General features: G+C 60.5%; 21 protein-coding genes. 9 read left to right on the top strand and 12 right to left on the bottom strand.

What is annotated here, in order from left to right; all coding sequences use genetic code 11:
- The 3 genes from D1820_RS03405 to hflX all read left to right on the top strand — a co-directional run bounded on the left by D1820_RS03405 (nucleotide 1) and on the right by hflX (nucleotide 3187).
- Nucleotides 1-1548, top strand: coding sequence for a TrkH family potassium uptake protein (locus tag D1820_RS03405; RefSeq protein WP_118067881.1), 1548 nt, complete (start codon nucleotides 1-3; stop codon nucleotides 1546-1548).
- 128 nt (nucleotides 1549-1676) lie between these two features.
- Nucleotides 1677-1916, top strand: coding sequence for an RNA chaperone Hfq (gene hfq, locus D1820_RS03410; protein WP_008204623.1), 240 nt, complete (start codon nucleotides 1677-1679; stop codon nucleotides 1914-1916).
- Nucleotides 1916-3187 carry a GTPase HflX gene (gene hflX / locus D1820_RS03415; protein WP_118067882.1) on the top strand — a complete coding sequence of 424 codons (1272 nt, stop codon included), beginning with the start codon at nucleotides 1916-1918 and terminating at the stop codon, nucleotides 3185-3187. The genes hfq and hflX overlap by 1 nt, the downstream gene beginning before the upstream one ends.
- A 98-nt stretch (nucleotides 3188-3285) precedes the next feature.
- On the opposite strand, the gene D1820_RS03420 is transcribed toward hflX, so the two are convergent.
- The gene (locus D1820_RS03420) at nucleotides 3286-5775 is read right to left on the bottom strand and encodes a penicillin acylase family protein (protein ID WP_118067883.1); all 2490 of its coding nucleotides are present in this window, start codon (nucleotides 5773-5775) and stop codon (nucleotides 3286-3288) included.
- 136 nt (nucleotides 5776-5911) lie between these two features.
- Here D1820_RS03420 and D1820_RS03425 point away from each other — a divergent pair, with 136 nt between their 5' ends.
- Complete coding sequence (locus D1820_RS03425; RefSeq protein ID WP_118067884.1) at nucleotides 5912-6784, top strand: NAD(P)-dependent oxidoreductase; 873 nt, start codon at nucleotides 5912-5914, stop codon at nucleotides 6782-6784.
- A gap of 110 nt (nucleotides 6785-6894) precedes the next feature.
- Here D1820_RS03425 and D1820_RS03430 read toward each other — a convergent pair whose 3' ends face one another.
- Both D1820_RS03430 and hemB read right to left on the bottom strand, forming a co-directional pair.
- On the bottom strand, nucleotides 6895-7470 hold the full coding sequence (locus tag D1820_RS03430) for a YSC84-related protein (protein WP_014879949.1): 576 nt from the start codon (nucleotides 7468-7470) through the stop codon (nucleotides 6895-6897).
- Nucleotides 7471-7681: 211 nt separating this feature from the next.
- Nucleotides 7682-8680, bottom strand: coding sequence for a porphobilinogen synthase (hemB, locus tag D1820_RS03435; protein WP_118070000.1), 999 nt, complete (start codon nucleotides 8678-8680; stop codon nucleotides 7682-7684).
- Nucleotides 8681-8881: 201 nt separating this feature from the next.
- On the opposite strand from hemB, the gene D1820_RS03440 reads away from it, so the two are divergent.
- Together D1820_RS03440 and mfd are read left to right on the top strand one after the other, a co-directional pair.
- Nucleotides 8882-9406: a hypothetical protein gene (locus D1820_RS03440; protein WP_040178417.1), complete on the top strand. Its 525-nt coding sequence runs from the start codon at nucleotides 8882-8884 to the stop codon at nucleotides 9404-9406.
- A gap of 34 nt (nucleotides 9407-9440) precedes the next feature.
- The gene (gene mfd, locus D1820_RS03445; RefSeq protein WP_118067885.1) at nucleotides 9441-12908 is read left to right on the top strand and encodes a transcription-repair coupling factor; all 3468 of its coding nucleotides are present in this window, start codon (nucleotides 9441-9443) and stop codon (nucleotides 12906-12908) included.
- A gap of 77 nt (nucleotides 12909-12985) precedes the next feature.
- Here the strand turns inward: mfd and D1820_RS03450 are convergent, their stop codons facing one another.
- The 3 genes from D1820_RS03450 to D1820_RS03460 all read right to left on the bottom strand — a co-directional run bounded on the left by D1820_RS03450 (nucleotide 12986) and on the right by D1820_RS03460 (nucleotide 16699).
- The gene (locus D1820_RS03450; protein WP_118067886.1) at nucleotides 12986-14209 is read right to left on the bottom strand and encodes an MFS transporter; all 1224 of its coding nucleotides are present in this window, start codon (nucleotides 14207-14209) and stop codon (nucleotides 12986-12988) included.
- Nucleotides 14210-14423: 214 nt separating this feature from the next.
- Nucleotides 14424-15095 (bottom strand): DsbA family oxidoreductase, encoded by a 672-nt coding sequence (locus D1820_RS03455; RefSeq protein ID WP_118067887.1) that lies wholly within the window; start codon nucleotides 15093-15095, stop codon nucleotides 14424-14426.
- Nucleotides 15092-16699, bottom strand: coding sequence for a class I adenylate-forming enzyme family protein (locus tag D1820_RS03460; RefSeq protein ID WP_118067888.1), 1608 nt, complete (start codon nucleotides 16697-16699; stop codon nucleotides 15092-15094). The genes D1820_RS03455 and D1820_RS03460 overlap by 4 nt, the downstream gene beginning before the upstream one ends.
- Before the next feature lie 65 nt (nucleotides 16700-16764).
- Between D1820_RS03460 and D1820_RS03465 the strand changes: the two genes are divergently transcribed.
- On the top strand, nucleotides 16765-17388 hold the full coding sequence (locus tag D1820_RS03465; RefSeq protein ID WP_040178424.1) for a helix-turn-helix domain-containing protein: 624 nt from the start codon (nucleotides 16765-16767) through the stop codon (nucleotides 17386-17388).
- Nucleotides 17389-17530: 142 nt separating this feature from the next.
- On the opposite strand, the gene D1820_RS03470 is transcribed toward D1820_RS03465, so the two are convergent.
- The 5 genes from D1820_RS03470 to D1820_RS03490 form a co-directional block, all read right to left on the bottom strand.
- A complete protein-coding gene (locus tag D1820_RS03470; RefSeq protein ID WP_040178425.1) occupies nucleotides 17531-17761 on the bottom strand; it encodes a hypothetical protein in 231 nt (76 codons plus the stop codon).
- Between the two features lie 136 nt (nucleotides 17762-17897).
- The gene (locus D1820_RS03475; protein ID WP_118067889.1) at nucleotides 17898-18554 is read right to left on the bottom strand and encodes an MIP/aquaporin family protein; all 657 of its coding nucleotides are present in this window, start codon (nucleotides 18552-18554) and stop codon (nucleotides 17898-17900) included.
- Nucleotides 18551-19027 (bottom strand): arsenate reductase ArsC, encoded by a 477-nt coding sequence (locus D1820_RS03480; protein WP_118067890.1) that lies wholly within the window; start codon nucleotides 19025-19027, stop codon nucleotides 18551-18553. Before D1820_RS03480 ends, D1820_RS03475 begins: the two co-directional genes overlap by 4 nt.
- Nucleotides 19028-19047: 20 nt before the next feature.
- A complete protein-coding gene (locus D1820_RS03485) occupies nucleotides 19048-19869 on the bottom strand; it encodes a helix-turn-helix domain-containing protein (protein WP_118067891.1) in 822 nt (273 codons plus the stop codon).
- A gap of 111 nt (nucleotides 19870-19980) precedes the next feature.
- Complete coding sequence (locus D1820_RS03490; protein WP_118067892.1) at nucleotides 19981-21807, bottom strand: extracellular solute-binding protein; 1827 nt, start codon at nucleotides 21805-21807, stop codon at nucleotides 19981-19983.
- Nucleotides 21808-22200: 393 nt separating this feature from the next.
- Between D1820_RS03490 and D1820_RS03495 the strand changes: the two genes are divergently transcribed.
- On the top strand, nucleotides 22201-22974 hold the full coding sequence (locus tag D1820_RS03495; protein ID WP_096873127.1) for a 3-hydroxybutyrate dehydrogenase: 774 nt from the start codon (nucleotides 22201-22203) through the stop codon (nucleotides 22972-22974).
- 135 nt (nucleotides 22975-23109) lie between these two features.
- Nucleotides 23110-24138, top strand: a complete 1029-nt coding sequence (locus tag D1820_RS03500; protein WP_118067893.1) for a patatin-like phospholipase family protein — start codon at nucleotides 23110-23112, stop codon at nucleotides 24136-24138.
- A gap of 47 nt (nucleotides 24139-24185) precedes the next feature.
- Here the strand turns inward: D1820_RS03500 and D1820_RS03505 are convergent, their stop codons facing one another.
- Nucleotides 24186-24878: a DUF502 domain-containing protein gene (locus D1820_RS03505; RefSeq protein ID WP_024097322.1), complete on the bottom strand. Its 693-nt coding sequence runs from the start codon at nucleotides 24876-24878 to the stop codon at nucleotides 24186-24188.
- Nucleotides 24879-24937: the final 59 nt, after the last annotated feature.

Genomic DNA, 24937 nt, shown 5'->3' on the forward strand with positions numbered 1-24937 from the left:
ATGTCGCGGAACCGCAAACCCTCGCAGGAGAGGACACGGGGTCTCCTGCGCCTGCCGCTGTTTCTGCTGATCCTGTTGGTGGCGGCGCTGGCGATGTGGGTGCCGGCCATCCACGCGCTGATCCTTGATGATCATCAGACCTCGCGCAGCTTCTTCTACTCTGGCGTTGTAGGGCTGATCGTCGTTGTGCTGGTCGGGCTGTCGATGGGCAACCGCGTGCCGCGCTACAGTATGCCGGGGCAATTGACCTCGCTGCTGGCCAGCTTTGCCGTGCTGCCTGCGTTTCTGGCCGTTCCGGTGCAGGATGCCTTGGGGAATACCAGCTATCTCAATGCATATTTCGACATGGTCAGCGCCATAACAACAACGGGTGCGGATGTATTTGCCGACCCGAACCGGTTGCCGCCCAGCGTACATCTGTGGCGCGCCATGGTTGGCTGGCTTGGGGGGCTGCTGATGTGGGTGGCGGCCTCGGCCATTCTCGCCCCGCTGTCGCTGGGCGGGTTTGAGGTTACCGCAAGGGGCGAGCCGGGGCGGGGCACCGAAACACCCCTGCACATGCAGCGCGCGGATCCGCGTCGCAAGCTGGTGGTGGTGACCAAAACCCTCGCGCCGCTTTATGCCGGGCTGACACTGGTGCTGTGGATTTTGCTGATCGTCACCGGTGAGACGGCCTTGGTCGCGCTTGGTCATGCGATGTCGGTGCTGGCCACCTCGGGCATTTCGGCCGTTGGCGGGGTGGAGAATGGTGCCAGCGGGCTTGGCGGCGAAATGGTGATGTTCCTGTTCATGTTCTTTGCCCTGTCGCGGCTGACTTTTTCCACCGATACGGTGACCAGTGGCCATAGCCGACTGGATAGGGATCCTGAGTTCCGCATCGGCCTTCTGATCGTCTTTGGCGTGCCGCTGTTGCTGTTTCTGCGCCATTGGATCGCCAGTTTTGATGTCGCGACCACCAGCGATCTGGTGCAGGGGCTGCACTCCTGGTGGGGAGCGACGTTTACCGTTCTGTCATTCCTGTCGACCACCGGGTTTGAAAGCGCGGATTGGGAAACTGCGCGGCAATGGTCGGGGCTGAATACACCGGGCATGATCCTTCTGGGGCTGGCGGTGATTGGTGGTGGCGTGGCAACCACGGCGGGCGGTGTGAAGCTGCTGCGGGTTTATGCGCTCTACCTCAATGGGTTGCGGGAGATGGAACGGCTGGTCCATCCATCGTCCGTCAGCAATGAGGGCAAGGGAAACCGGAGGTTGCAACGCAATGGCGCCTTTGTGGCCTGGGTGTTTTTCATGCTGTTTGCGCTGTCGCTGGCAGTGATCAGCATCAGCCTGGCGGCCGTGGGGTCTGATTTTGAGCAGGCGCTGATTCTGACCATTGCGACACTCTCAACCACAGGGCCGCTGACTGAAATCGCAGGGTCCGAACCCATCGCGCTCATCCATCTGACGGCCACTGCAAAGCTGATCCTGTGCTTTGCCATGGTGCTGGGGCGGCTGGAAACTCTGGCGATCATTGCGCTGATGACACCAAACCTCTGGCGCAGTTGATCAATCATGGTTACCGTGAATGTCATATGAGTAATTTTCGGGTGGAAACTCCGACTATCTGCGTTCATAGTATTCATTAACAGGGCGCTGGTCCGCAGCGCGACAAGAACAAAGGCGAGATAATAATAATGGCTTCGGACAGACAGAATCTTCAGGATGCCTTCCTGAACCACGTTCGTAAAACCAAGGTTCCGGTCACCATCTTTCTGATCAACGGCGTAAAGTTGCAGGGTGTGATCACATGGTTTGACAATTTCTGTGTCCTGCTGCGTCGGGACGGGCAGTCGCAACTGGTTTACAAACACGCCATCTCGACGATCATGCCTGCCCAGCCGATCAGCCTTTATGAAGGTGAAGACGCCTCTTGATGGAGCATGATAGGACGCCCACCCGTGCCTGGGTGGTGCATCCCGATATCAAATCAGACCGCGACCGCCGCGACCCGGTGTCCGCCCTTGCGGAGGGCGTTTCCCTGGCGGAGGCCTTGCCCGACATTGAGGTGATCGGCTCCGATGTTGTGCGCCTGCCAAAGGCGCATGCGGGGATGTTGTTTGGATCGGGTAAAATCGATGAGTTGAAAACGCTGTTCCATGATGAAGAGGTGGAACTGGTGTTGATTGATGGCCCGGTATCACCGGTGCAGCAGCGCAATCTGGAGAAGGCCTGGAAGGTCAAGATCCTCGACCGGACCGGGCTGATCCTTGAGATTTTCTCGGATCGTGCGCGCACCCGTGAAGGCGTGCTGCAGGTGGAGATGGCGGCGCTCAGCTATCAGCGGACGCGGTTGGTGCGGGCTTGGACCCACCTGGAACGTCAACGGGGCGGGCTTGGCTTTGTCGGTGGTCCCGGCGAAACCCAGATTGAGGCGGACCGTCGTGCCATTGACGAACAGCTGGTGCGCTTGCGTCGTCAGCTCGACAAGGTGGTCAAAACCCGGACCCTGCATCGTGCGGCACGGGCGAAAATCCCCTATCCGATTGTGGCACTGGTCGGCTATACCAACGCCGGAAAATCCACGTTGTTCAATCGGTTAACCGGCGCAGAGGTGATGGCGAAGGACATGCTCTTTGCCACTTTGGACCCAACAATGCGCCGGGTGCAGCTGCCGGATGGGCCGGAAATCATCCTGTCTGACACCGTTGGTTTTATCTCGGATCTGCCGACGGAGTTGGTTGCGGCCTTCCGCGCCACGCTGGAAGAGGTGCTGGCCGCTGATGTGGTCGTGCATGTGCGCGACATCAGCCATGACGAGACCCAGAACCAAGCCGCAGATGTCGAGAGCATTCTGACCTCTCTCGGGGTTGATGACAGCCGCGCGCGGTTGGAGGTCTGGAACAAGCTGGATCTGCTGGACGATGAACAGGTTGAGGCCCGCCGCCAGCGCGCGGAGCGTGAAGAGGGCATCCACGCCATCTCTGCGATCAGCGGTGAGGGGCTGGAGGATCTGCTTGCGGATATCACGGCAAAGCTGCGTTTGATCCGCCATGAAGATGAGATCACCCTGACATTTGCGCAAGGCAAACAACGTGCCTGGCTGTTTGAGCAGGATGTGGTGCAAAGCGAAACCCAGACAGAGACCGGGTTCGAATTGACGGTTCTGTGGACCGAGACCCAGAAAAACCGTTTCGCTGCGCTCTAATCAGCGTTTCTGGCAGGACATCAAGAAACTCCCGCAGCCCATTCGGTAGCGGGGGTTTTTGTTTTACTGCAGGCGGTTAAGGATGGTTTCCGCTGCGGTCACTCGGTGCCGGTTGCCGGGATCAGGCGCGTGACACCAACGGCGGCTGCGCGGGCCAGATCCTCATCCAGTGACATCGGGATATATTCTCCCCGCCGCCAGAGCTGGGACATGTCGTCATAGTAACTTGACAGGAAGTGCCCGGATTGGCCGGTGGCGATGATGAAGACCGAACTATCGGGATCAGCAAAATCATAGACCCCCCGATAGCCTGCGGCGTGCACATTGCGGAACGGGTGCGTCCCCTCACCAGAGGTGCGCCCCCGTTGCAGTGTATTGTCGCCACCGCTGGTGGACTGGCGAATATTCACGAACACCCGCAACAGCGGTACATCCCCCAGCACCTCGTGGTTCTGTGTCGCCTGATGTGCATCACCCCAACGCAGTGATTCCAAGGCGTTACCATAGGTCTCTTCGATCCAGATCAGTGCATCGTCCAGCGCCAGACGAGCCAGCTCACTACAGGTTTCGGTGGGAGCACTTTGGCGGATATCGCACCAGGCCGATGCCCCCTCCACATCGCGGAACACCCGCTCAAGGAATAGCGGGTCCACTTGCGTAAACTCAGCGGCCAGTGGCCCAAGGTCGTCTGTGATCAGACGTTTTTGCAAAGCCCGCACCCAGGCGGCATAGATCAGCGGCTCTGGCAGATGTTCGTTCATTTCGCCGTTCCACTCCGACAGCAGCGTCAGTGCAATCTGGCGCTGCCGCTCACGGGTGCCTTCGGGCGCGGCTTCGCCGGTGAACCACAGATCGGCGCCAATCAGTGGCAACAGGCTGCGGGCGGTATAGGAGACGGTGTCAAGCTGTGCCTCGATGAAGCTGTCACGGGTGTGGACCTGCCGGTCCTGCATCAGCTTCTTCCAGCGATTGATGCGCTGGGTATCGCCCCAAGTGTAAGAGACGTGATTGGGAAACGGGCGTTCAAGCAGCTTGTTGTTGGTGTTTCCGAGGATGCCCCCAATGGGGGAGACAAACTCGGGATTGGCAGCATAAGGCGCGCGGCCCTGCCATTGGTTCTCGCTCCGCCAGCCTTGGCTGGGCATCCGGCCCTGGCTCTGATGGCGGGCGTCACGCTGCGGAATGGCGCCAACGGTTTTCAGCGCAACAGTCGTCTTGTCGGCAAGGGTCAGGTTCTGCGAGGGGGCGATATAGCCTTCGCTGATCTCAATCGCCTGAGCCACGGAGTTCGCACGCATCAGCTCAAGCGCGGCGCTGATGGAGGTGTCCTCAGCGCTGAGGCCCGTCCAGCCAAGGCTGACAACATGACCCGGCGGCGTGATTGCCGCGAGATCAAACAGGGACCGGGGCAGAACCGGGCCATTGTCGGTCCAGCGCAGGGTCAGGGTGACCGGGGTTTCGTCCTTGATGTTGATGATCGAGGGGCGGCTGGTGAAGCGCTTGTAACCGTCGGCGGTTTTGTATTCCTCGGCATTGTCGGGGTTCAGCTGTTCGATGAACAGATCCTGATCATCCATGTAAGAGGAGGTCACGCCCCAGCCCAGCAGGTCCGAACGGCCGGAGATGACAGCGGGGATGCCGGGAATGGTGGCGCCGATCACACCGCCGGTGCCCAGTTCCAGCCGCGCCAGATACCACACGCCGGGGGCGGTCAGCTCCAGATGGGGGTCGTTGGCCAACAGCGTGCCGCCTGCGGCAGACCGACTTGGGGCGGCAGCCCAGGCATTTGATGCGCCCGCCAGCCCACGGGGGGCAATCGGCATGAAGGGCACGGCCTGGCTGATGTCCGTGCTGGCGCTGGCATGGCGCGGCAGGTCCGGAAACAGCGCCGCATATTCCGGCAGCGCGGCAACACCGTTGCCCGGCGCATCCGGCAGAATATCCTTCAACCGTTCGGGATCGGGCAACGCCAGAGAGGTACGGGCGCGCAGGATTTCTTCCTGCATATGACCGGAGAGTTTCAGCCCCATCAACTTCATCACCGCAATGCTGTCAGCAGGCTGCCACGGCGCCATTGGGACGTTAAAGAGGAACATCTCCGGTGCGCCGCGCCCCAGTGCGTCCTCATTGATTTCCTGCAGGCGTGCGTTGACCCCGGCAGAATAGGCGCGCAGCGCGGTCATGGTTTCGGGGGTCTGGGCGGCGACGGATTGCTGCGCCAGACGGTAGATATCGAGGCGGCGGATCAGCGTGTCGACCTGCAGCGTGCGACTGCCGAAGATCTCTGACAGGCGGCCCATAGCGGTGCGTCGCATCGTGGTCATCTGCCACAGGCGGTCCTGGGCATGGGCATAGCCGAGGCCAAAATAGACATCCTCGTCGCTGGCGCCATAGCTGCCGAAAATATGCGGCACATTGGCGTTATCACGCACAATTTCCACCGGCGCCAGCAGGCCGGGCAGGGTGATCTCCTTATTGTAATCCGGCAGTGATTGCGCCGCGAGGAAATAGACCAGTCCAAGCCCCATCACCAAGAGTAGAATCAAAGCGGCGGCAAGGCGCAGAAGCCAGCGAAAGAGAAGTCCCATCGGTGGTGCGTTTCCTCAGTTTTTCGACGTTATTGGCCCGGTTACGGCGCAGTTTCTCGCCCTCGCAGATTGCACCGGGCGGCGCGGCTGTTAGGGTGGCGCCAACATAGGGCAAGACGCATCAGGGGGAAAGCAGATGGCGAAGGTTGCATTCTTGGGTTTGGGAGTGATGGGCTATCCGATGGCAGGTCATCTGGCCGCTGCCGGACATGAGGTGACAGTCTACAACCGCACCGCAGCAAAGGCGGAAGCCTGGGCAAAGGAGCATACTGGCACCGCCGCTGCGACACCACGAGAGGCGGCAGCGGGCGCGGAGTTCGTGATGGCCTGCGTTGGCAATGACGATGATTTGCGCAGCGTGTGCCTTGGCGATGCCGGGGCCTTTAGCGGTATGGATGCGGGTGCGATTTTCGTGGACCATACAACGGTGTCGGCGAAGGTGACCCGCGAGCTGAACACGGCGGCGGCGGATCTGGGGCTGTCTTTTGTTGATGCGCCGATTTCCGGCGGTCAGGCCGGGGCGCAAAACGGTGTGCTTTCAGTTATGTGCGGCGGCGATCAGGCGGCCTACGACAAGGCCGAGCCGATTATCGCAGCTTACGCTCGGATCTGCCGCCGGATCGGCGAAAGCGGCGCTGGTCAGATGACCAAGATGTGCAATCAGATTGCGATTGCCGGGTTGGTTCAGGGGCTCAGCGAGGCCCTGCATTTCGCTGAAAAGGCCGGGCTGGATGGCCGCGCGGTCGTCGAGGTGATCAGCCAGGGCGCTGCAGGCAGCTGGCAGATGGCCAACCGGCATGAGACCATGCTGGACGACCATTTTGAGCATGGGTTTGCGGTTGACTGGATGCGCAAGGATCTGGGCATCTGCCTTGATGCGGCGGAGGAGACCGGGGCCAGCCTGCCGGTGACCGCTCTGGTCGATCAGTTCTACAAAGAGGTGCAGAAACTGGGCGGCGGGCGCTGGGATACTTCCAGCCTGTTCAAACGTTTGAAGACGTTTGAGTAAGCAAAGGCACGTAATAATAATGGCCTTTCCTGACGGAAAGGCCATGCTTCCGGCGGTGATATTTTCAGCCAGAAGATAAATCGGATCTTACGGCACGCAGCCGGGTCGGATCAGGGGATGATCCGGGTATACTTGGTGCCTTCCAGCGTGGCACCTAGGCGCAGGCCTGCCTGACCGAAGACAGCGGCCAGAACCGGGCTGTTCAGCGTATTGGTGTCCGCGGCCAGCGAGTCCCCCTCGTCGCGGATCACATACTCCAGATCGGCGCCTGCGGCCCAGCCGGATGAGCGGCGGAAGTTGGAGAGTGCGTCCTGCGTCATGAAGAACAGCACATGGGCATATTGCTGGGCGCCGATTTGCAGACCTGCGTTGCCCTTTACCGTGGAATAATAGTCGACCGTCACGCCATCAATGCGCAGGGCGCCACGACCAAAGGCACCGCCGACGAAGAAGCCAGCCTCTGTCACCAGCGGCATCACCAGCATGCCGGTTGATTTCTCAGCCAGGGTGACGGCGCCGGGGTACTGGCTGTACATCTGGCTGAGGGTCGCATCGACGCGGGCGTCGATGGTGGAGGCGTTGCTGTTTCCGATACCATTGCCACATGCGGCGGTGACACCAGCACCAGCCAGCGCGCCAAGCGCAAAGCCACGCCGGGTCAAACGGGAAGAATTAGAACTGCTCATCTTGAGTTGCCTGTTATCTGGGGCCGGGGCCGCGCGGGGCTATTGTCTCGGCCTGTCACTGTTCAATTGCGGCCAGTTTTCTGGCTCTGCGGCAAGGTATACGCGGAAAGCTGCCGCCTGTCATCACTGAGACAGGTGCAATCAGCGGCTTCCTGCCGGCAATTTTGCGTGATTGCTCAGGCTGCGGGTCCGGTGGTGCCGCCAGTGTCACCTAGCCATTCAGCAGCCGTGCAGCTGCCGGTGCGTAATAGGTCAACACCCCATCACAGCCTGCGCGTTTGAAGGCCATCAAGCTCTCCATCATGATACGCTCGCCATCGATCCACCCGTTCTGGGCGGCGGCCTCAATCATCGCGTATTCGCCAGAGACCTGATAGGCAAACGTAGGCGCGCCGAAAGTGGATTTCACCCGCTGGCAGATGTCGAGATAGGCAAGACCGGGTTTGATCATCACCATATCTGCGCCCTCTGTCAGATCGCGTTCGATCATGCGCAGGGCCTCATCAGTGTTGCCGGGGTCCATCTGATAGGTTTTCTTGTCGCCCTTCAGCGCGCCGGAGGCACCGACGGCATCGCGGAACGGGCCATAATAGGCAGAGGCATATTTGGCGGCATAGGAGAGGATGGTGACATTGCGGTGACCTGCGGCCTCCAGCGCGCGGCGCATGGCTCCGATCCGGCCATCCATCATATCCGAAGGACCGATGATATCGGCGCCGGCATCGGCCTGGGCCACTGTCATCTTCACCAGCGCCTCGACGGTTTCGTCATTGACGATCTCACCGTCCACCACATAGCCGTCGTGCCCGTTGATATTATAGGGATCCAGCGCCACATCAGTCATCACCGCTATGTTCGGCGCGGCAGATTTAATGGCACGAATGGCCCTGTTAACCAGATTGTCCGGGCTCCAGGCCTCGGCGCAATCCTCGGTCTTGAGCGCGGGGTCGGTATAGGGAAACAGGCAGATCGCCGGGATGCCAAGCGCCTGCGCCTCAATCGCGGCGTCCACCACCTTGTCGATGCTGCGCCGGGTGACCCCTGGCATGGAGGGGATCGGCTCCTCAATCGCGTCGCCATCGCGTACAAACACCGGCCAGATCAGATCATCGCTGGTCAACGTGGTCTCGCGCACCAGATTGCGCAGAGCAGGGGCGCTGCGCAAACGGCGGGGGCGGGCAGCGGGAAAAGGGGCGACGGTCGGCTTCATCGGGTCCTCGCAGATCAGGGGTGCGATCCGGCGAGCGGTCGCAGTTGACCCTTTGGGTGACATGGAATGACGGCGGCGACAAGTGACAGATTCGCCGCGCCATGGCCCCCCATCCTCTGGTCGGACGGGGCCACCCCTTGTGCCGGCGCGCGACGCAGGGGATATAGGGGCGCACAGACTGGACGAGAGAAGGGCCGCGCAGTGGATCTGTTTCATACCTTGACCGAGCTGATTGATCTGCGGTCCTTTTCCAACCTGTGGTACTGGATCGCGCTGGCCGTGGTCTGGTCCTCCGCCAGCCATTGGGTGATGGGGGTGCCGTTTGACATGGTCTATCGCGCCCGCAAGCAAGGCGGGCAGGCTGCGCTGGATCTGGAGGCCATCACCCGCGTCAATGTGAACCGGATGATGTATATCACCGAGGTGTCGGGCCATTGGGTTCTGGGGATGACCTGCTTTGTGCTCGCGATGCTGGGGATGCTGGGGTTCTATTATGGGGTGGAATTTGCCCAGGCGGTGTTTCTTCTGGCCTTTCCCATGGCGATCGTCGGCCTAATTAACTGGAGTTCGGCGCGTCGCATCCATCGTGAGGGGCTGGCGGGGGAAACCCTGGCCCGGCAACTGACCATCACCCGGTTGTTCATCCAGCTGGTGGGGATGGTCGCGATTTTTGTGACCGCGCTCTGGGGCATGTATCAGAACCTGCAGATCGGGTTCCTCGGCTAATTGCCTGCGGGCAGACGACGAAAGAGAGACGAAGATGGCGCAACGGGCAATCACCGCAGGCGGCGCACCAGAGGGTTTCGATGCGCGGCTGATCCTGAAGGAGGCCGCCAGCAGCGATGCGCCGGTGGTGCATGTCGCGCGGGATGACAAGCGGATGGAGGCGACGCGGGCGGCGTTGGCTTTCTTTGCGCCGGATATGCCTGTGATCAGCTTTCCGGGTTGGGATTGTCTGCCGTACGATCGGGTGTCCCCCAATGCGGATATTGCTGCGGCGCGGATGGCCACGCTGGCGGCGCTGGTGCATCAGATGCCGGGGCAGTTTGTGTTGCTGACCACGCTCAATGCGGCCACTCAGCGTGTCCCTGCCCGCCAGGTTCTGAAGGATGCCGCCTTTGTTGCGGAGGTGGATCGACGTATCGACGAGGAGGCGCTGCGCAGCTACCTGACGCGGATGGGCTTCACCAAGAGCCCGACGGTGATGGAGCCGGGCGATTTTGCCGTGCGGGGCGGGATCATTGATATCTTTCCTCCCGGGCAGAGCGGCCCGGTGCGGCTGGATCTTTTCGGTGACGTGCTGGATGGGGCGCGGCGGTTTGATCCGGCGACCCAGCGGACCACCGAGAAGCTGTCGATTGTCGAGCTGGCGCCGGTTTCCGAGGTGATTTTGGACGAGGCCGCGGTAACCCGGTTCCGGCAGAACTACCGGATCGAGTTTGGCGCGGCGGGCACGGATGATCCGCTGTATGAGGCGGTGTCTGCAGGGCGGAAATACCAGGGCATCGAACATTGGTTGCCGTTTTTCCATGATCGGCTGGAGACGTTGTTTGACTATCTGCCTCAGGCCACGGTGACGCTAGACGATCAGGTGACGCCCGCCCGGTTGGCGCGCTGGGACAGCATCGTGGACCAGTATGAGACCCGCAAGATTGCGATGGCGCAGAAGGGGCGGATGGACACGGTCTACAAACCTGTGCCGCCGGGATTGCTGTATCTTGATGACGCGTCTTGGGAGGCGGCAATCGGGGATCATCGGGTGATCCAGTTCCATCCGTTGCCGCAGGCCAGCGGACCTGGGGTGATTGATGCAGGTGGCCGGATCGGTCGCAACTTTTCTCCTGAGCGACAGCTGGAAAGTGTCAGTCTTTTCAAATCGCTGGCGGATCATATTAAAGCACGGATGCAGGTGGGGCCGGTTGTGGTCGCCTCCTATTCCGAGGGCGCACGGGAGCGGTTGACCGGTCTGATTGAGGATGAGGGCCTGGCGGAGGTCATCGCGATCAAGGACGGAACCCGGATTGGGAAATCCGGCCTTCATCTGGCGGTCTGGGCGCTGGAACACGGGTTCGAGACCGATGATCTGACAGTGATTTCCGAACAGGATGTGCTGGGGGATCGGCTGATCCGCGCGCCAAAGAAACGCCGCAAGGCGGAGAATTTCCTGACCGAGACACAATCCCTCAGCCCCGGCGATCTGGTGGTGCATGTGGACCACGGGATTGGCCGCTACAAGGGGCTTGAGGTTGTCACTGCCGCAGGCGCTGCGCATGAATGCATCCTGCTGGAATATGCAGAGCAATCAAAGCTGTACCTGCCGGTTGAAAATATTGAGCTGCTGTCCAAATACGGCCATGACGAGGGTCTTCTGGACCGTCTGGGCGGCGGCGCCTGGCAGGCCAAAAAGGCAAAGCTGAAGGAGCGGATCCGCGAGATGGCGGATCGGCTGATCCGGGTCGCGGCAGAGCGCGCGCTGCGCAAGGCGCCGATGATGGACCCGCCGCCGCATGCCTGGGAAGAATTCTCCGCCCGCTTCCCCTATCAGGAAACCGACGACCAGCTGCGCGCGATTGGCGAAGTGATGGAGGATCTGCAATCCGGCTCTCCCATGGATCGGCTGATCTGCGGTGATGTCGGCTTTGGCAAGACTGAGGTTGCGATGCGCGCGGCCTTCATTGCGGCGATGTCCGGTGTACAGGTGGCGATTGTCGCGCCCACCACGTTGCTGGCCCGTCAGCATGCGGTGGCCTTCGCGCAGCGGTTTCGCGGGTTTCCGTTGGAAGTCAGGCAGTTGTCGCGGTTTGTTACTGCAAAGGAAGCCGCCAAAACCCGCGAAGGTATGGCCAAAGGGACCATTGATATTGTCGTCGGCACCCATGCTTTGCTGGCAAAATCCGTCCGGTTCCAGAACCTCGGCCTGCTGATTATCGACGAGGAACAGCATTTCGGTGTCGCCCATAAAGAGCGGCTAAAGCAGATGCGCAGTGACATCCACGTGCTGACGCTGACCGCAACGCCAATCCCGCGAACGCTGCAATTGAGCCTGACTGGCGTACGGGATCTGTCCATCATTGGCACGCCGCCGGTGGACCGTCTGGCCATCCGCACCTATGTGAGCGAGTTTGATGCGGTCACCATCCGAGAAGCCCTGCTGCGGGAGCATTATCGCGGCGGGCAGAGTTTCTATGTGGTGCCGCGCATCACCGATCTGCCGGACGTTGAGGCCTTCCTGCAGGAGCAGCTGCCCGAGCTGTCTTATGTCGTGGCCCATGGTCAATTGGCGGCGGGCGATCTGGATGACCGCATGAATGCCTTTTACGATGGCAAATTCGACATTCTGCTGGCCACAACAATTGTCGAATCCGGTCTGGATATCCCGACCGCCAACACGATGGTGGTGTATCGCGCGGATATGTTCGGTCTGGCGCAGCTGTATCAGATCCGGGGCCGCGTGGGGCGGTCAAAGACACGCGCCTATGCGTATCTCACCACCAAGCCCCGTGTGCGCCTGACGCCCGGTGCGGAAAAACGTCTGCGCGTGCTGGGTTCGCTGGATACGCTGGGGGCGGGGTTCTCCCTGGCCTCGCAGGATCTGGATATTCGCGGGGCGGGCAATCTCCTTGGTGAAGAGCAATCCGGCCAGATGCGCGATGTGGGCTATGAGCTTTATCAATCCATGCTGGAAGAAGCGATTGCCAAGATCAAATCCGGTGAGCTGGAAGGTCTGTCCGGCAGCGATGACCAATGGGCGCCGCAGATCAACCTTGGCGTACCTGTGTTGATCCCGGAGAATTACGTGCCGGATCTGGATGTGCGTCTGGGTCTTTATCGACGGCTCTCGGATTTGAGCACCAAGGTGGAGCTGGAAGGTTTTGCCGCGGAGCTGATCGACCGTTTTGGGCCGCTGCCCAAAGAGGTCAACACGCTGATGCTGGTGGTGCGGATCAAGGCGATGTGCAAACGCGCCGGGATCGCCAAACTGGACGGCGGGCCAAAAGGTGCAACCATTCAGTTCCACAATGATAAATTCGCGTCACCGCAGGGTTTGGTGGAATTCATTCAGGCGCAGGACGGTTTGGCCAAGGTAAAGGACAACAAGATTGTCGTGCGCCGTGACTGGAAGAAAGACAGCGACAAGATCAAAGGTGCCTTTGCCATCGCGCGTGATCTGGCTGAAAAGGTTGTTGCCGAAAAGAAGAAAGCCAAGGCGAAGGCGAAATCTGGTTGAATAAGCTGACGCGCTGGACATGAAAAAGCCCCTCCAACTGCTTGGAGGGGCTTTGTTTTGTATGGTGATATGTGGGGTTATTCCGCCGCCACCCGGTTTTCGACCCGTGCCATATGCAACATGATGGCGTAGCCTGCGACCACCATCAGCAGGATCGCCCCGGTGAGTGGCGCAATGGAGCCATCAAACAGCAGCCCCACCGTCGCGGCAGCTGCGGCGGCAAACACCGTGGACACACCACCCACGATAGAGGCGGCCATGCCTGCGATATGGCCCATCGGCTCCATCGCCATGGCGTTGAGGTTGCCAAGCGTCAGACCGGCCATGAAAAACACACTGGTCTGCCAGGCCACAAACAACGCAAACATAACATCATGGGAAAGCGGCAGCACCTCCAGGCCCAGCATCAGCGTGGAGAAGATGATTTGTCCGGCCAGCGCCCATGTCACCATACGCCGCATGCCCAGGCGTACCACAAGCGACGCGTTGATCAGGCTGCTGCTGCCCGACATGATGGCTATGAAGCCAAACCAGAACGGGAAACTGGCTGCGCGATCAAAGACGACATCATAGATGGGCTGAACCAATGTGATCATGCAAAACAGCATCGCAAGACAGAAGCATTGCACCATCATCGACAGCCGTACCGTGGGATGCCGCAGCATCTCGATCAGGGCTGCCTTGAGATTTGGCAGGCGAAACGGGCGGCGGTTTTCGACGGGCAGCGGCTCGGGCAGGCGCAGGCCCATCCACAGCACGATGATGACCGCAAACAGCGCAAAGGCCAGGAAGATGCCGCGCCAGCTGGTCAGCAGGATAATGCCTGCGCCCATCATCGGAGCGATGGCTGGCACGAGGGTGAAAATCAGCATGGCTATGGACATCATCCGGGCCATTTCCCGACCAGAATAGAGGTCACGCACAATCGCCAGTGCCACGACCCGCGGTCCGGCAGCACCCAGCCCCATCACCACACGGCTCAATAGCAGCATTTCGATGGAAGAGCTGGCATAGGCTACCAGCGCAGCCGCAATATAAAGACCCGCAGCGGCAAAAATGACGGTTCGGCGGCCAAAGGCGTCGGAGAGCGGCCCGGTAAAAAACGTGCCAATCCCCATGCCAAGCGCAAAGGTGGCAATGACCAGCTGCGCACGGTTGGGGTTATCGAAGCTAAGCGTCTGACCAATTTCGGGCAGCGCAGGCAGCATGGCGTCGATAGAAAATGCAACAGTTGCGAACATCATCGCAATCAGGGCAATGAACTCAGCTTTGGACATGCTGATCTGTATATCTTTTGTCATTTGAAACCTCAGGCGACACATCAGGAGCCCCGGTAATCGGGTGCTGTCTGGGCGGCGCTCTGTCCGCGCTAACATATCTCTCGGGATTGGACCAGCAGCCAAGACGCACAGTTTTATGTGCATCGTTGTAACTGGCCGCGCCGCAAAGGTCTGGACTACTCTGTGCAGCAGTTCCAGACTTTCAATATAGGGCTAGGCGTACTGAGGCGCGCGTTCAGGCTTTGTCGGCCTCCGCGGCGTTACCTTCCTGCAGCTGTCTCTGGATGTCGGCGATCACCTGTTTCCACAGTTCGGGCTGCTGCGCGCCCGGCACGGCGTGCTGGTTCGCGACCACAAATGTTGGCACCGATGTGACCCCCATCTTGCGTGAATGGGCGTCGCGGTTGCGGATCTCCTCGGCGTCGGTGTCGCCAGACAACAGCCGTAGGGTAACGGCGCGGTCCATTCCCGCAGCCTCAGCAATATCAGCGAGGATCTCAGCGTCGCCAATATCCTTGGCCTGCACGAAATAGGCATCAAACAGCGCATCGACCACCGCGCTTTGCTTGCCCTCAATCCCGGCCCAGTGGATCAGGCGGTGCGCATCCAGCGTGTTCGGCGTGCGCTCCATGGCTTCGAAATTGATCTGAAGCCCGGCGGCGCTGGCGTGTTCGACAACCGGGGCATAGGCTTTCACCGCGCCGTCCTTGCCGCCAAATTTCGCCTCAAGATAACTGCGCCGATCCATGCCCTCGCGCGGCATATCGGGGTTGAGCTGGAACGGGTGCCATTCAATGACAAACGGATGATCGCCAACCTCGGCCAGCGCCTTGTCCAGATGGGTCTTGCCGATATAGCACCAGGGGCAGATCGGATCGGACAGGATATCAAGCTTTACAAGGCTCATGACGGGGTCCTTTGGTGTCGGATGTAGCAATCGGGCAGGGCGCGGCGCAGCAGTTTGCCATTGGCTCCGCTGGGCAGCGCGTCGAGACGCAGATAGGCGCGCGGCTGTTTGTAGCGCGCCAGTCGGTCCTTGGCAAAAGCCGAAAGCACCTCAGCGGTCACGTCTTTGGCACTGGTATAGAACGCGACAATGATGTGGGTGTCGGGTTTTACCTCGACCGAGGCGACCGCCACCTGCTCCAGATCGGGGTGGGTTGCCAACGCCGCTTCCACCTCAAGCGGGGAGACGCGATAGCCGCCTGCGTTCATCATGTCGTCGTTGCGGCCGAGATAGCGGATCTGATTGTCCTCTGTCATCGCGCCCAGATCGCCGGTCAGGAACCACTCCCCCTGATAGCGGTCCTCGGTGGCGGCTGCGGCGTTGTGATAGCCGAGCATCAACCCCGGATCGCGGCGATCAATGGCGATGACGCCGGGGGCGTTGCGGGGCACAGGTCGTGCGGCTGGATCCAGAATGGCAATCCGGCGCCCCGGTTGCGGCCAGCCCAATGTGTCGCCCACCTGCGCCGGATCGCGGTGGCGCACCGGATCGGCCGAGATGAAGGTGGAGCATTCCGACATGCCAAACGCCTCATAGAGCGCAGTGCCGGTGGCTGCCTGCCAATCCCGCGCCACCTGGCTGGAGAGTTTCTCCCCCGCGCAGAGACCGTGGCGCAGGGCGGGTAGATGTAGCGTCCGGTCGTTTTGCAGCAGTTTGCGATAGACGCCGGGCGCTGCGGCAAAGAGGCTGGCATCATGCTGCCGCAAGAGATCGGGCAGCGCGGTGATCGGGGTGCCATCTTCGGGGATAAGTGCCGTTGCCCCGAGGCTCCACGGGTCCATCAGCCCGGTGCCCAGCGTGAAGGTCCAGTTGAACGCACCAGCATGGAGCAGGCGATCTGTGGGGTGCAGATCATACCAGTGACGGATCATCATTTGGCGCGCCCAGATTGCCCGGTGGGCATGCACAACCGCGCGCGGATTTCCGCCGGTTCCGGAGGTGTAGACGATATAGGCCGGTCGATCAGGATCGCCAAGCTGCATGTGAAACTGGCTTTCAGGCGGTGCGGTGCGCTGCATGGCCTCAAGTGAGTCGCGGTTGATCTCGCAGGGGTGCGATGCTGAGGCGATCCACGGATCGCGCAGGATCGCAGCAGGCGACAGGTCATCTATGATGCGCGCCACCTCAGGCTCGGTCAGCTGCGCGGAGGTGGGAACCGGCACCAGCCCGACAGCGATGGCGGCCAGATAGGCAATCGGGAAGATCGGCGTATTGCCCAGCCGCAACAGCACCCGGTCGCCGGGAGACAGCCCCTCGGCCAGCAGTCCGGCGCCCAGTCCACGCACCGCAGCGCGCAGGGCCCCGTAGGTGTAGATCTGTGGCGACGGCTCTTGCGACTGATCTGATGTGGCCGCGTCGTGCTGAGACTGCGGCGACAGCACGTGCAGCGCGTCTGCATCTGCTTTTGCGGGACGCGCCGCCGCGCGCTGGTAGAGCACGTGGTCGGCCAGATTGAACGGCGCGGGGCAGGGCGCAAAAGGCCCGCTGTCAAACACAGATTGCATCTCGATTGGCTAACTTGGCAAACCACGCGTTGCAAGATGGCGCGCCCCGTCCTATAGGAAAAAGCATGACCTCTCGTGATCCCAAATCGCTTATCACTATTGCCCGTGCATCGGGTGAGGCTGCCGAAACCGAGCCACTGGATCTGGGCGCTCGGGTGCGCGAGTTGCGCAAAGCGCGGGACTGGACGCTGGAACATGCCGCCAATCAGGCAGGCCTTGCGCGCTCGACCCTGTCGAAGATCGAAAATGGCCAGATGTCACCGACTTACGAGGCGTTGAAGAAGTTGGCGGTGGGGCTTCAGATCTCGGTTCCGCAGCTGTTTACCCAGCCGCAACGGGATCAGGTGAATGGTCGTCTGACGGTGACCAAGACCGGTCAGGGCTCTGCGCATGCCACTGCAACCTATGAGCATGAACTGCTGGCCGACAGCCTGACGCGCAAACAGATGTTGCCTTATCGCGCCCGCGTTCGGTCCAGGTCGATGGATGAATTTGAGGGCTGGGTGCGCCACGACGGCGAGGAATTTCTATACGTTCTGACAGGGGTCGTGCGGCTTTATACTGAGTTCTACGAACCGATCGAAATGCGGCGTGGCGACAGCGCCTATTACGACGCTGCCATGGGGCATAATGTGATCTCGCTGAGCGATGAAGATGCAACCATTCTCTGGGTGACGTCCCTGTCATAAGGGGTGCCACTCTGCCAGACGGCCCCAGATCAGCCGCAACATCAAAGCACGTGTTGGGACCGGTTTATGCGGATCACCGCCCTAAGGTGTCCACAGCCAAGCCGCCCCGAGCGGGGAACGGCCGCTGTACGAACAGCTCGGATCAGTTCAGCTGATGGTCCAGCTCCCGGTGCAGGCTCTCGGTGTAGAGGAAATCATCCACCTCCTCCCGAGCCTCCGTCAGTGTCAGGTGATGGGTACGGGCCAGATAGGCGACGAACTTATCCTTGTCGTCGAACAGAGATGGGGCCGAGCGGGTCTGCAGATGCGGAAACCGTTGCTTGAGACGGGGCATCCTGTCGAACCAGCTGGCGCGGGCTGTTTGAACAGGCATGGGGGGGCTCCCTCCGGGTCAAAATTGCGCGTGGGTTTTAATGCTAGCATTTTTTGCCAAAAAAGAAAGTCCGCGTCCTGCCGGATGCACCCGTGGCCCGGGTTTCGCCTGAGGTTTGCTTTGGGTCGGGCCGGGGTCAACTTGGCCGAAACAGGCGGGGTAGCACCAGATGCGCAAGGCCAACACCGAGAAACTGCATGACGATGAACATCAGAATATGACCGGGGTAGATGCCTGCAAATGTATCGCTGAACCCGCGTGCAATGGTCACCGCCGGATTGGCAAAACTCGTCGAGGAGGTGAACCAATAGGCGCCGGTGATATAGAAGGCGACAAGGGCAGGCACCGCATCGGGGCGTGACCGCAGCCCCCCAAAGATCACGAATAACAGACCAAAGGTTGCGAGGATTTCCGAGAACCATTGGGCGCCCCCGGTCCGATGCATGGTTGTGGAGGTCTGCAGGATGGTCAGATCAAACATCACATGGCTGGCCCAGACGCCGAGGATGCCGCCTACGATCTGCGCGGCCACATAGGGCGGCACCGCCCCCCAGCTGTGATCGCCGCGCAGCGCGAAGGCCAGCGTGACTGCCGGGTTGAAATGTGCGCCGGAAATCGGCCCCAGCGTCGTGATGATCACATAGAGCATGGCGCCCGTCGCTACGGCATTGGCCAGCAGCGCCAAGCCGATGTTTCCACCCGACAGGGTTTCGGCCATGATGCCCGACCCCACAACGCCGATCAGGAGAAAGCCGGTGCCGAGCGCTTCGGCGATCAGTTTTTGCGTGGTCATGCCAGCTCTCCGATGCGGATTAGGTCTTGGCGTAGGGTGTCGGTGTCGCGGTCTTCCAGTGGCAGGTCCAGAAACGCCTGCGCGCGTCGCTCCAGCCGATCATAGGCAAGGCGAAAGGCCGCATCCCAGTCAGGTTTCGCGGCTGCCGCCGGATCTTCGACGCCCCAATGGGCGCGCAACGGGGTGCCGGGCCAGATCGGGCAGGTCTCGCCCGCAGCGGAGGCACAGACGGTGATCACCAGATCCATCTGAGGTGCGCCCTCGGTGGCAAATTCATCCCAGCTCTTAGACCGTGCAGCGCTGGCGTCATGGCCTTTCTCCGCCAGAAGCGTGAGTGACTGCGGGTGAACAGCCCCAGCCGGCCTGGAGCCTGCGGAAAAGGCGTTGACGCGCCCGTTGCCATGGCTGTTCAGGAGGGTTTCCAATAGGATGGAGCGTGCTGAGTTGCCGGTGCAGAGGACCAGAATATTCATGTGATGAACTCGTTTGATGGCTATGCAGAAGATGTAAGACGGCCGATGTCATCCAGCTGGTGCTGTAGCGATATACGGTCGAGGCTCTCAAAGGGGAGCGCGGCGAAGTTGCGGATGCGGTTGCGCAGCGCCTCATAGGTCTGCTGATATGCAAGATCAGGTGCCGTGGCTTTGACCGGATCGGGGAGCCCCCAATGGGCGCTCATGGGCTGACCGGGCCAGGTGGGGCAGTCTTCATTCGCGGCGTGGTCGCAGACGGTGAAGATGAAATCCATTTGCGGCGCAGCACCGGCCGAAAACGCGGTGAGATCCTTGGAACGAAGCCCATTGGTTTCATGGCCTTTCTCCTGCAACAGAGCCAGAACCTCCGGACGCGGCATGGGAGAGGGGCGGCTACCTGCGGAATAGGCGCGGAACCGTCCGTCGCCTTCCTTCTGCAGGATCGCTTCTGCCATGATGGAGCGGGCGGAATTGCCAGTGCAGAGAAACAGAACGTTCAAGGGACGGTCGCTGCGGGGCGCCAAGGGTTGCTGAACCACGGCGGTCTGGCAGATATCGGGTCGATTGTAGCAGCAATCTGACAACAGATCGTCGAACAGGCTCCGCAGCCCCTCCAACTGCGCCCGGTAGAGCAGCGAGGTGCCTTGTCGTTCGGCACGGATCAAGCCGGCGGAGCTGAGCGTCGAGAGGTAGCTGGAAACGGTGTTGGCCTTCTGCGCCAAAGCGGTGGCGATTTCACCCGCGGGAACAGCATCGGGATAGCGCCGCATCAGCAGGCGAAACAGCGCCAGCCGATTTGGATGCGCCAAAGCCGAAAGTTGCGATGTGATTCCTATTTCCATATTTCGCGAAATACAGAAATATATATGTTGGGTCAACGAGAAGTTCTGGCCATAAAAGGGCCCGCCCCGAAAAGGTCGGAGCGGGCCGGGATGTCGGCGCGGGTGGCGGCGTCAGTCGGCCTGATACCACCAGACTTCGGGCATATAGGCGATGCCATCTCCGCTGACTGGCAGCCGCTCGGGGAATTTCAACTCCTTGCGATGGGCAATGCGCGCTTCAGCGTATTGCCAGACCGGCATCACATAGCGTCCCGCTGTCAGCAGACGGTCAAGCGCGCGGGCGGCGGCGGTGAAATCCTCCTTGCTCTTGGAGGTCAGCATGGCGTCGATCATTGCATCCACCGCAGGATCCTCAATCCCGATCAGATTGCGCGATCCCGGCTGCTGCGCAGCGGCGCTGCCCCAATACAGATATTGCTCGTTGCCGGGGCTGAGCGACATTGAGCGGCGGAAGAAGGTCATGTCGTAGTCAAACGCCTGCTGACGCTGCACAAACTGGGCGCTGTCCACCATGTCGGATTCGAGTGCGATGCCGAGGCGCTCCAGAGCGCGGGCATAGATTTCCACGACCGAACGCATCTCACCCTCGCCCAGATTGCCGGGGGTCAATAACACCTTGAATTCAAGCACGTCGCCATCTGCGTTGCGCATGATGCCGTCTTGGACCGTCCATCCGGCCTCCGCCAGCAGTTTGGTTGCGATGCGCAGGTTCTTGCGATTGCGCTCGCTGCCGTTGCTGACCGGCAGCGTATAGCCCTCCATCACGCCGGGGAGCAGGCTGTCTTTGAATGGGCTCAAGAGCTCGCGCACCTTGCCTTCGGCAGCTCCGGGCTGCATTGCCAGGGTGGAGTTCGAGAAATAGGAGGAAATCCGCGGTTGGCTGCCACCTGTCAGTGTTTCGTTCATATATTCGAAGTTGAACGCCTGGATCAGCGCCTCGCGCACCCGCCAATCGTTCAATGGGGCACGGCGGGTGTTCATCGCGATGCCCGTCATGCCGGAGGGTTTGCCGTTTGGGATGACGCTCTTGATCACCTCGCCGGATGTCACCGCAGGAAAATCATAGGCCTTGTCCCATTTGGCGGCGTTGAATTCGCGGATTGCGGAAATTTCCCCAGCCTTGAAGGCTTCCAGCAAGACGGTTTGGTCGCCGTAGAAATCCAGCCGGATCTCATCGAAGTTACTGGTGCCGCGTCTGAGCGGCAGATCGCGCCCCCAATAGTCAGGATTGCGGGAAAAGCGGATGAAGCGGCCCGGCTCGAAATCAGCGACGGTGTAGGGACCAGAGCCAATCGGTGCCTCATCCAGACCGGAAGCGGCAAAATCCTTGCCCTCCCACTGTCCCTTTTTCAGGATCGGACGCAGACCTGCGATGAGCGCCAGTTCACGATTGTCCTCATTAAATGTAATGCGCAGGCTGCGCGCGCCCGTTTGTTCGATGCTGTCGATCTGGTTCCAGAACCGCCGATAGCGGATATGCCCCTCCTGTCCGAGGGTTTCATAAGACCAGATGACATCTGCGACCGTGACTGGTGAGCCATCGGAGAATCGGGCCTCCGGACGCAGTGTGAATTCAACCCATGCGCGATCCTCCGGCACCTCAATCGATTCGGCGAGCAGCCCATAAAGCGTGAACGCCTCGTCCGCGGATCGACCCATCAGACTCTCATATCCCCAGAAGCGCATCTGCCAAGGGGGGGTGCCTTTCTCGGCGAAGGGGTTCAACGTATCAAAGCCGCCGGTGTTGCCAAAGACCACCTTGCCGCCCTTGGGCGCATCGGCGTTTGCATAGGGTAAAGACACAAAATCCGGTGGTAGGGCCGGGTCCCCATACATAGCTATGCCATGCGCTGATTCTGCTTGTGCAAAATTAACGCTTGCGCTGAGGATGATTCCGGCCAACACCGGTCGAACTCTAAAGAAAAAATCTGGACGCACTTTTGCAACAATCCCGCTCTGGCCTTATTTTCATGAACACCAACGCTAACGGCGCTGTCAGGTCAATTCAAACTTTTAGCTTGGATGAGCGGGGGAAATTGCTTATAAAGGTCTCACTGCTCGATAGGTTTCTTGCCTGTATGAAACCTGCCTCAATAACTTAACGCCCGCTTCGTGCGGGCGTTTTTTTTGGCTTTGCGGTTTCCAATTGCATCAGCGTGTTACATCGCAGAGGGCGGATCCAGATGTCATCTGATCTGCCTCACCGGTTGCTGGACGCGCGCTTTTCTGACCGGTTTCTTGCAACTTTCACGCGGTGATTGCCGTTTCCTTTGCAGGTGCAGCATGCCACAGTTGCACCAATCAGGTTTTGCACAGGAAGGGAAGAGCAAGATGACGTTGAGCGGCAAATGTGCGGTGATTACCGGGTCAAATTCTGGAATTGGACTTGGGGTTGCGCGGGAAATGGCGCGCGCCGGAGCAGATGTGGTTCTGAATTCGTTCACCGACCGGGACGAGGACCATGCGCTGGCCGCCGAGATCGCTGCCGAATTCGGCGTTGAGGCACGCTATATTCAGGCCGATATGTCCGATGCGGAGGCCTGTCGCGCCCTGATCACCAAATCCGGCCGCTGCGATATCCTGATCAATAATGCGGGTATTCAGCATGTGGCGCCAGTGGATGAATTTCCGGTCGACAAGTGGAATGCCATACTTGCCATCAACCTGTCGTCGGCCTTTCACACCGCCGCTGCGGCCCTGCCGATGATGCGCAGCGCAGGCTGGGGCCGGGTGATCAACATCGCTTCGGCGCATGGGTTGACGGCGTCCCCTTACAAGTCGGCCTATGTCGCCGCCAAACATGGCGTGGTCGGTCTGACCAAGACGCTGGCGCTGGAAACCGCAGAGGAACCGATCACCGCCAATGCAATCTGTCCGGGCTATGTGCTGACCCCGCTGGTGGAGGCGCAGATCCCCGACACGATGGAAAAATACAACATGGGCCGGGAAGAGGTGATCAAGAAGGTGATGCTGGAGCGCCAGCCCTCGCGCGAGTTTGCAACGGTCGAACAGTTGGGCGGCACGGCAGTGTTCCTCTGTTCCGATGCGGCGGCGCAGATGACTGGCACCACCCTGAGCGTCGATGGTGGCTGGACCGCGCTTTAGTCGCGATGCGGACGTGCAGAGAGGGCCAGCCCCCTCTTGCCCCATCAGGGGCAATTCACCCCCGGAGTATTTTTGGAAAGGTGAAAAAATGAAATGTGCAGGCCCCGATCTGCGCCGCCGGTCAGGAGATAGAGTGTGACAAAGCGGATCAATCTGGCCCTGCAGGGCGGCGGCGCGCATGGGGCGTTTACCTGGGGTGTTCTGGACCGGCTCTTGGAGTGTGAGGATCTGGAGATCGCCGCAATCACCGGGACCTCTGCCGGGGCCCTGAACGGGGCGGCGTTGAAATCCGGGCTGGTTCAGGGGGGGCGTGCAGGGGCGCGGGCCTGTCTTGATCATCTCTGGCAGCGGATGGGGGCGGTGGGGGACATGCGGTTTGCCCATTGGCTGGCTGGGCTTGATGCCGCACCGCTGCTGGGCGCATTGGACTGGATCGCGCCGTTTTCCCCGCGTGAGGCCATGGGCCAGATCCTGTCGCCCTATAGCTATGGGCCGTTCTATCGCAATCCGCTCAGACCCGTGGTGGAAGGATTCAATTTTGCTGAGGTTTGCGCCGATCAGGGGCCACAGTTGTTCATCTGCGCCACATCGGTCCGCAGTGGCAAGGTGCGGGTGTTTTCTGGTGAGGAGGTCACGACCGACGCGATCCTGGCCTCTGCCTGTCTGCCGAACCTGTTTCAGGCGATTGAGATTGAGGACCCGAAGACCGGACGGTTGGAGCCCTATTGGGATGGCGGTTATACCGGCAATCCGGCGCTATTTCCGCTTTACCGGCCTGAATTGCCCTCGGACGTGGTGATTGTCAGTATCAACCCGCTGGAACGCGATGAGCTGCCGCACACGCCGCAGCAGATCCAGAACCGGGTGAATGAAATCAGCTTCAACTCATCTCTGTTGCGAGAGCTGCGGGCGATTTCCTTTGTTCAGCGGTTGCTGGCAGAGGGACAGCTGGCGGCGGGAGAGATGAAACGGGTGTTGGTGCATATGATCGCCGATGATGATCTGATGCGGGAGCTGTCCGTCAATACCAAGCTGATCCCGATCCCACAGATTCTGGCGAAGCTGAAAGCCGCCGGACGTGCAGCTGCGGAGCAGTTTCTGGAGCAGGACAGCGACGCCATCGGCCTCCGGTCCACGGTGGATCTGGCGGAGATGTTTGGCTGAGCGCAGAACCTCGGCCTGATGGTGCCCCCTATAGGGAGCGCCGGAAGTCAGTCTGAGACGAGCTCGGCAGGTTTCGTCGGATCCTTGGCGTTGGGATAGACAAGTCCGGCGGAGATCACCAGTTTGGCAGCCTCTTCCACAGTCATGTCCAGCGGGATCACATCTTCCTCAGGAAAGAACAGCAGAAACCCGGATGTGGGGTTTGGTGTGGTCGGCACAAAAATCGACAGGAGGTTGCCACCCGTCTCGGCCCGCGCTGCCACCTCACCTTTGGCGGTGGTGGAGACAAAGCCGATTGCCCAGATGCCACGGCGCGGATACTGGATCAGGCAGGCGGTGTCGAAGCTGCGTTCGGTCTGGGCAAACACGGTTTCCGAGATCTGTTTGATCCCAGAATAGATCGAGCGCACCACCGGCATGCGGTCCACCAGGCTTTCGGCAAAACCGATGAGTGAACGGCCGATGATGCCCTTGGCGATCCAGCCCACCACAATGGTGAACAGCAGGAAGATTATCAAACCGACGCCACGCAGGTTGATCCCGATATATTGCTCGGGCCGTACGGTATGCGGCACCAGCGGCAGCACCACACCGTCGATCCAGCCCATCACTGTCCACAACAGCCAGATGGTCAGCCCGACCGGTGCAATGACCACGATGCCGGTAAAGAAGGACGACCGCAGCCGGGCAAAAAGGCCGGGGCGGCGGGGCGTGTTTTCGTCGTCAAAAGGCGTGGTCATCTGTGCGTTTCACCGGTGAGGAACGTAAGGAAGCTAGGCAGGGATCTGCGCAACCGCAA

This window comes from Phaeobacter sp. LSS9 (assembly GCF_003443595.1).
Classification (GTDB): Bacteria; Pseudomonadota; Alphaproteobacteria; order Rhodobacterales; family Rhodobacteraceae; genus Phaeobacter; species Phaeobacter piscinae.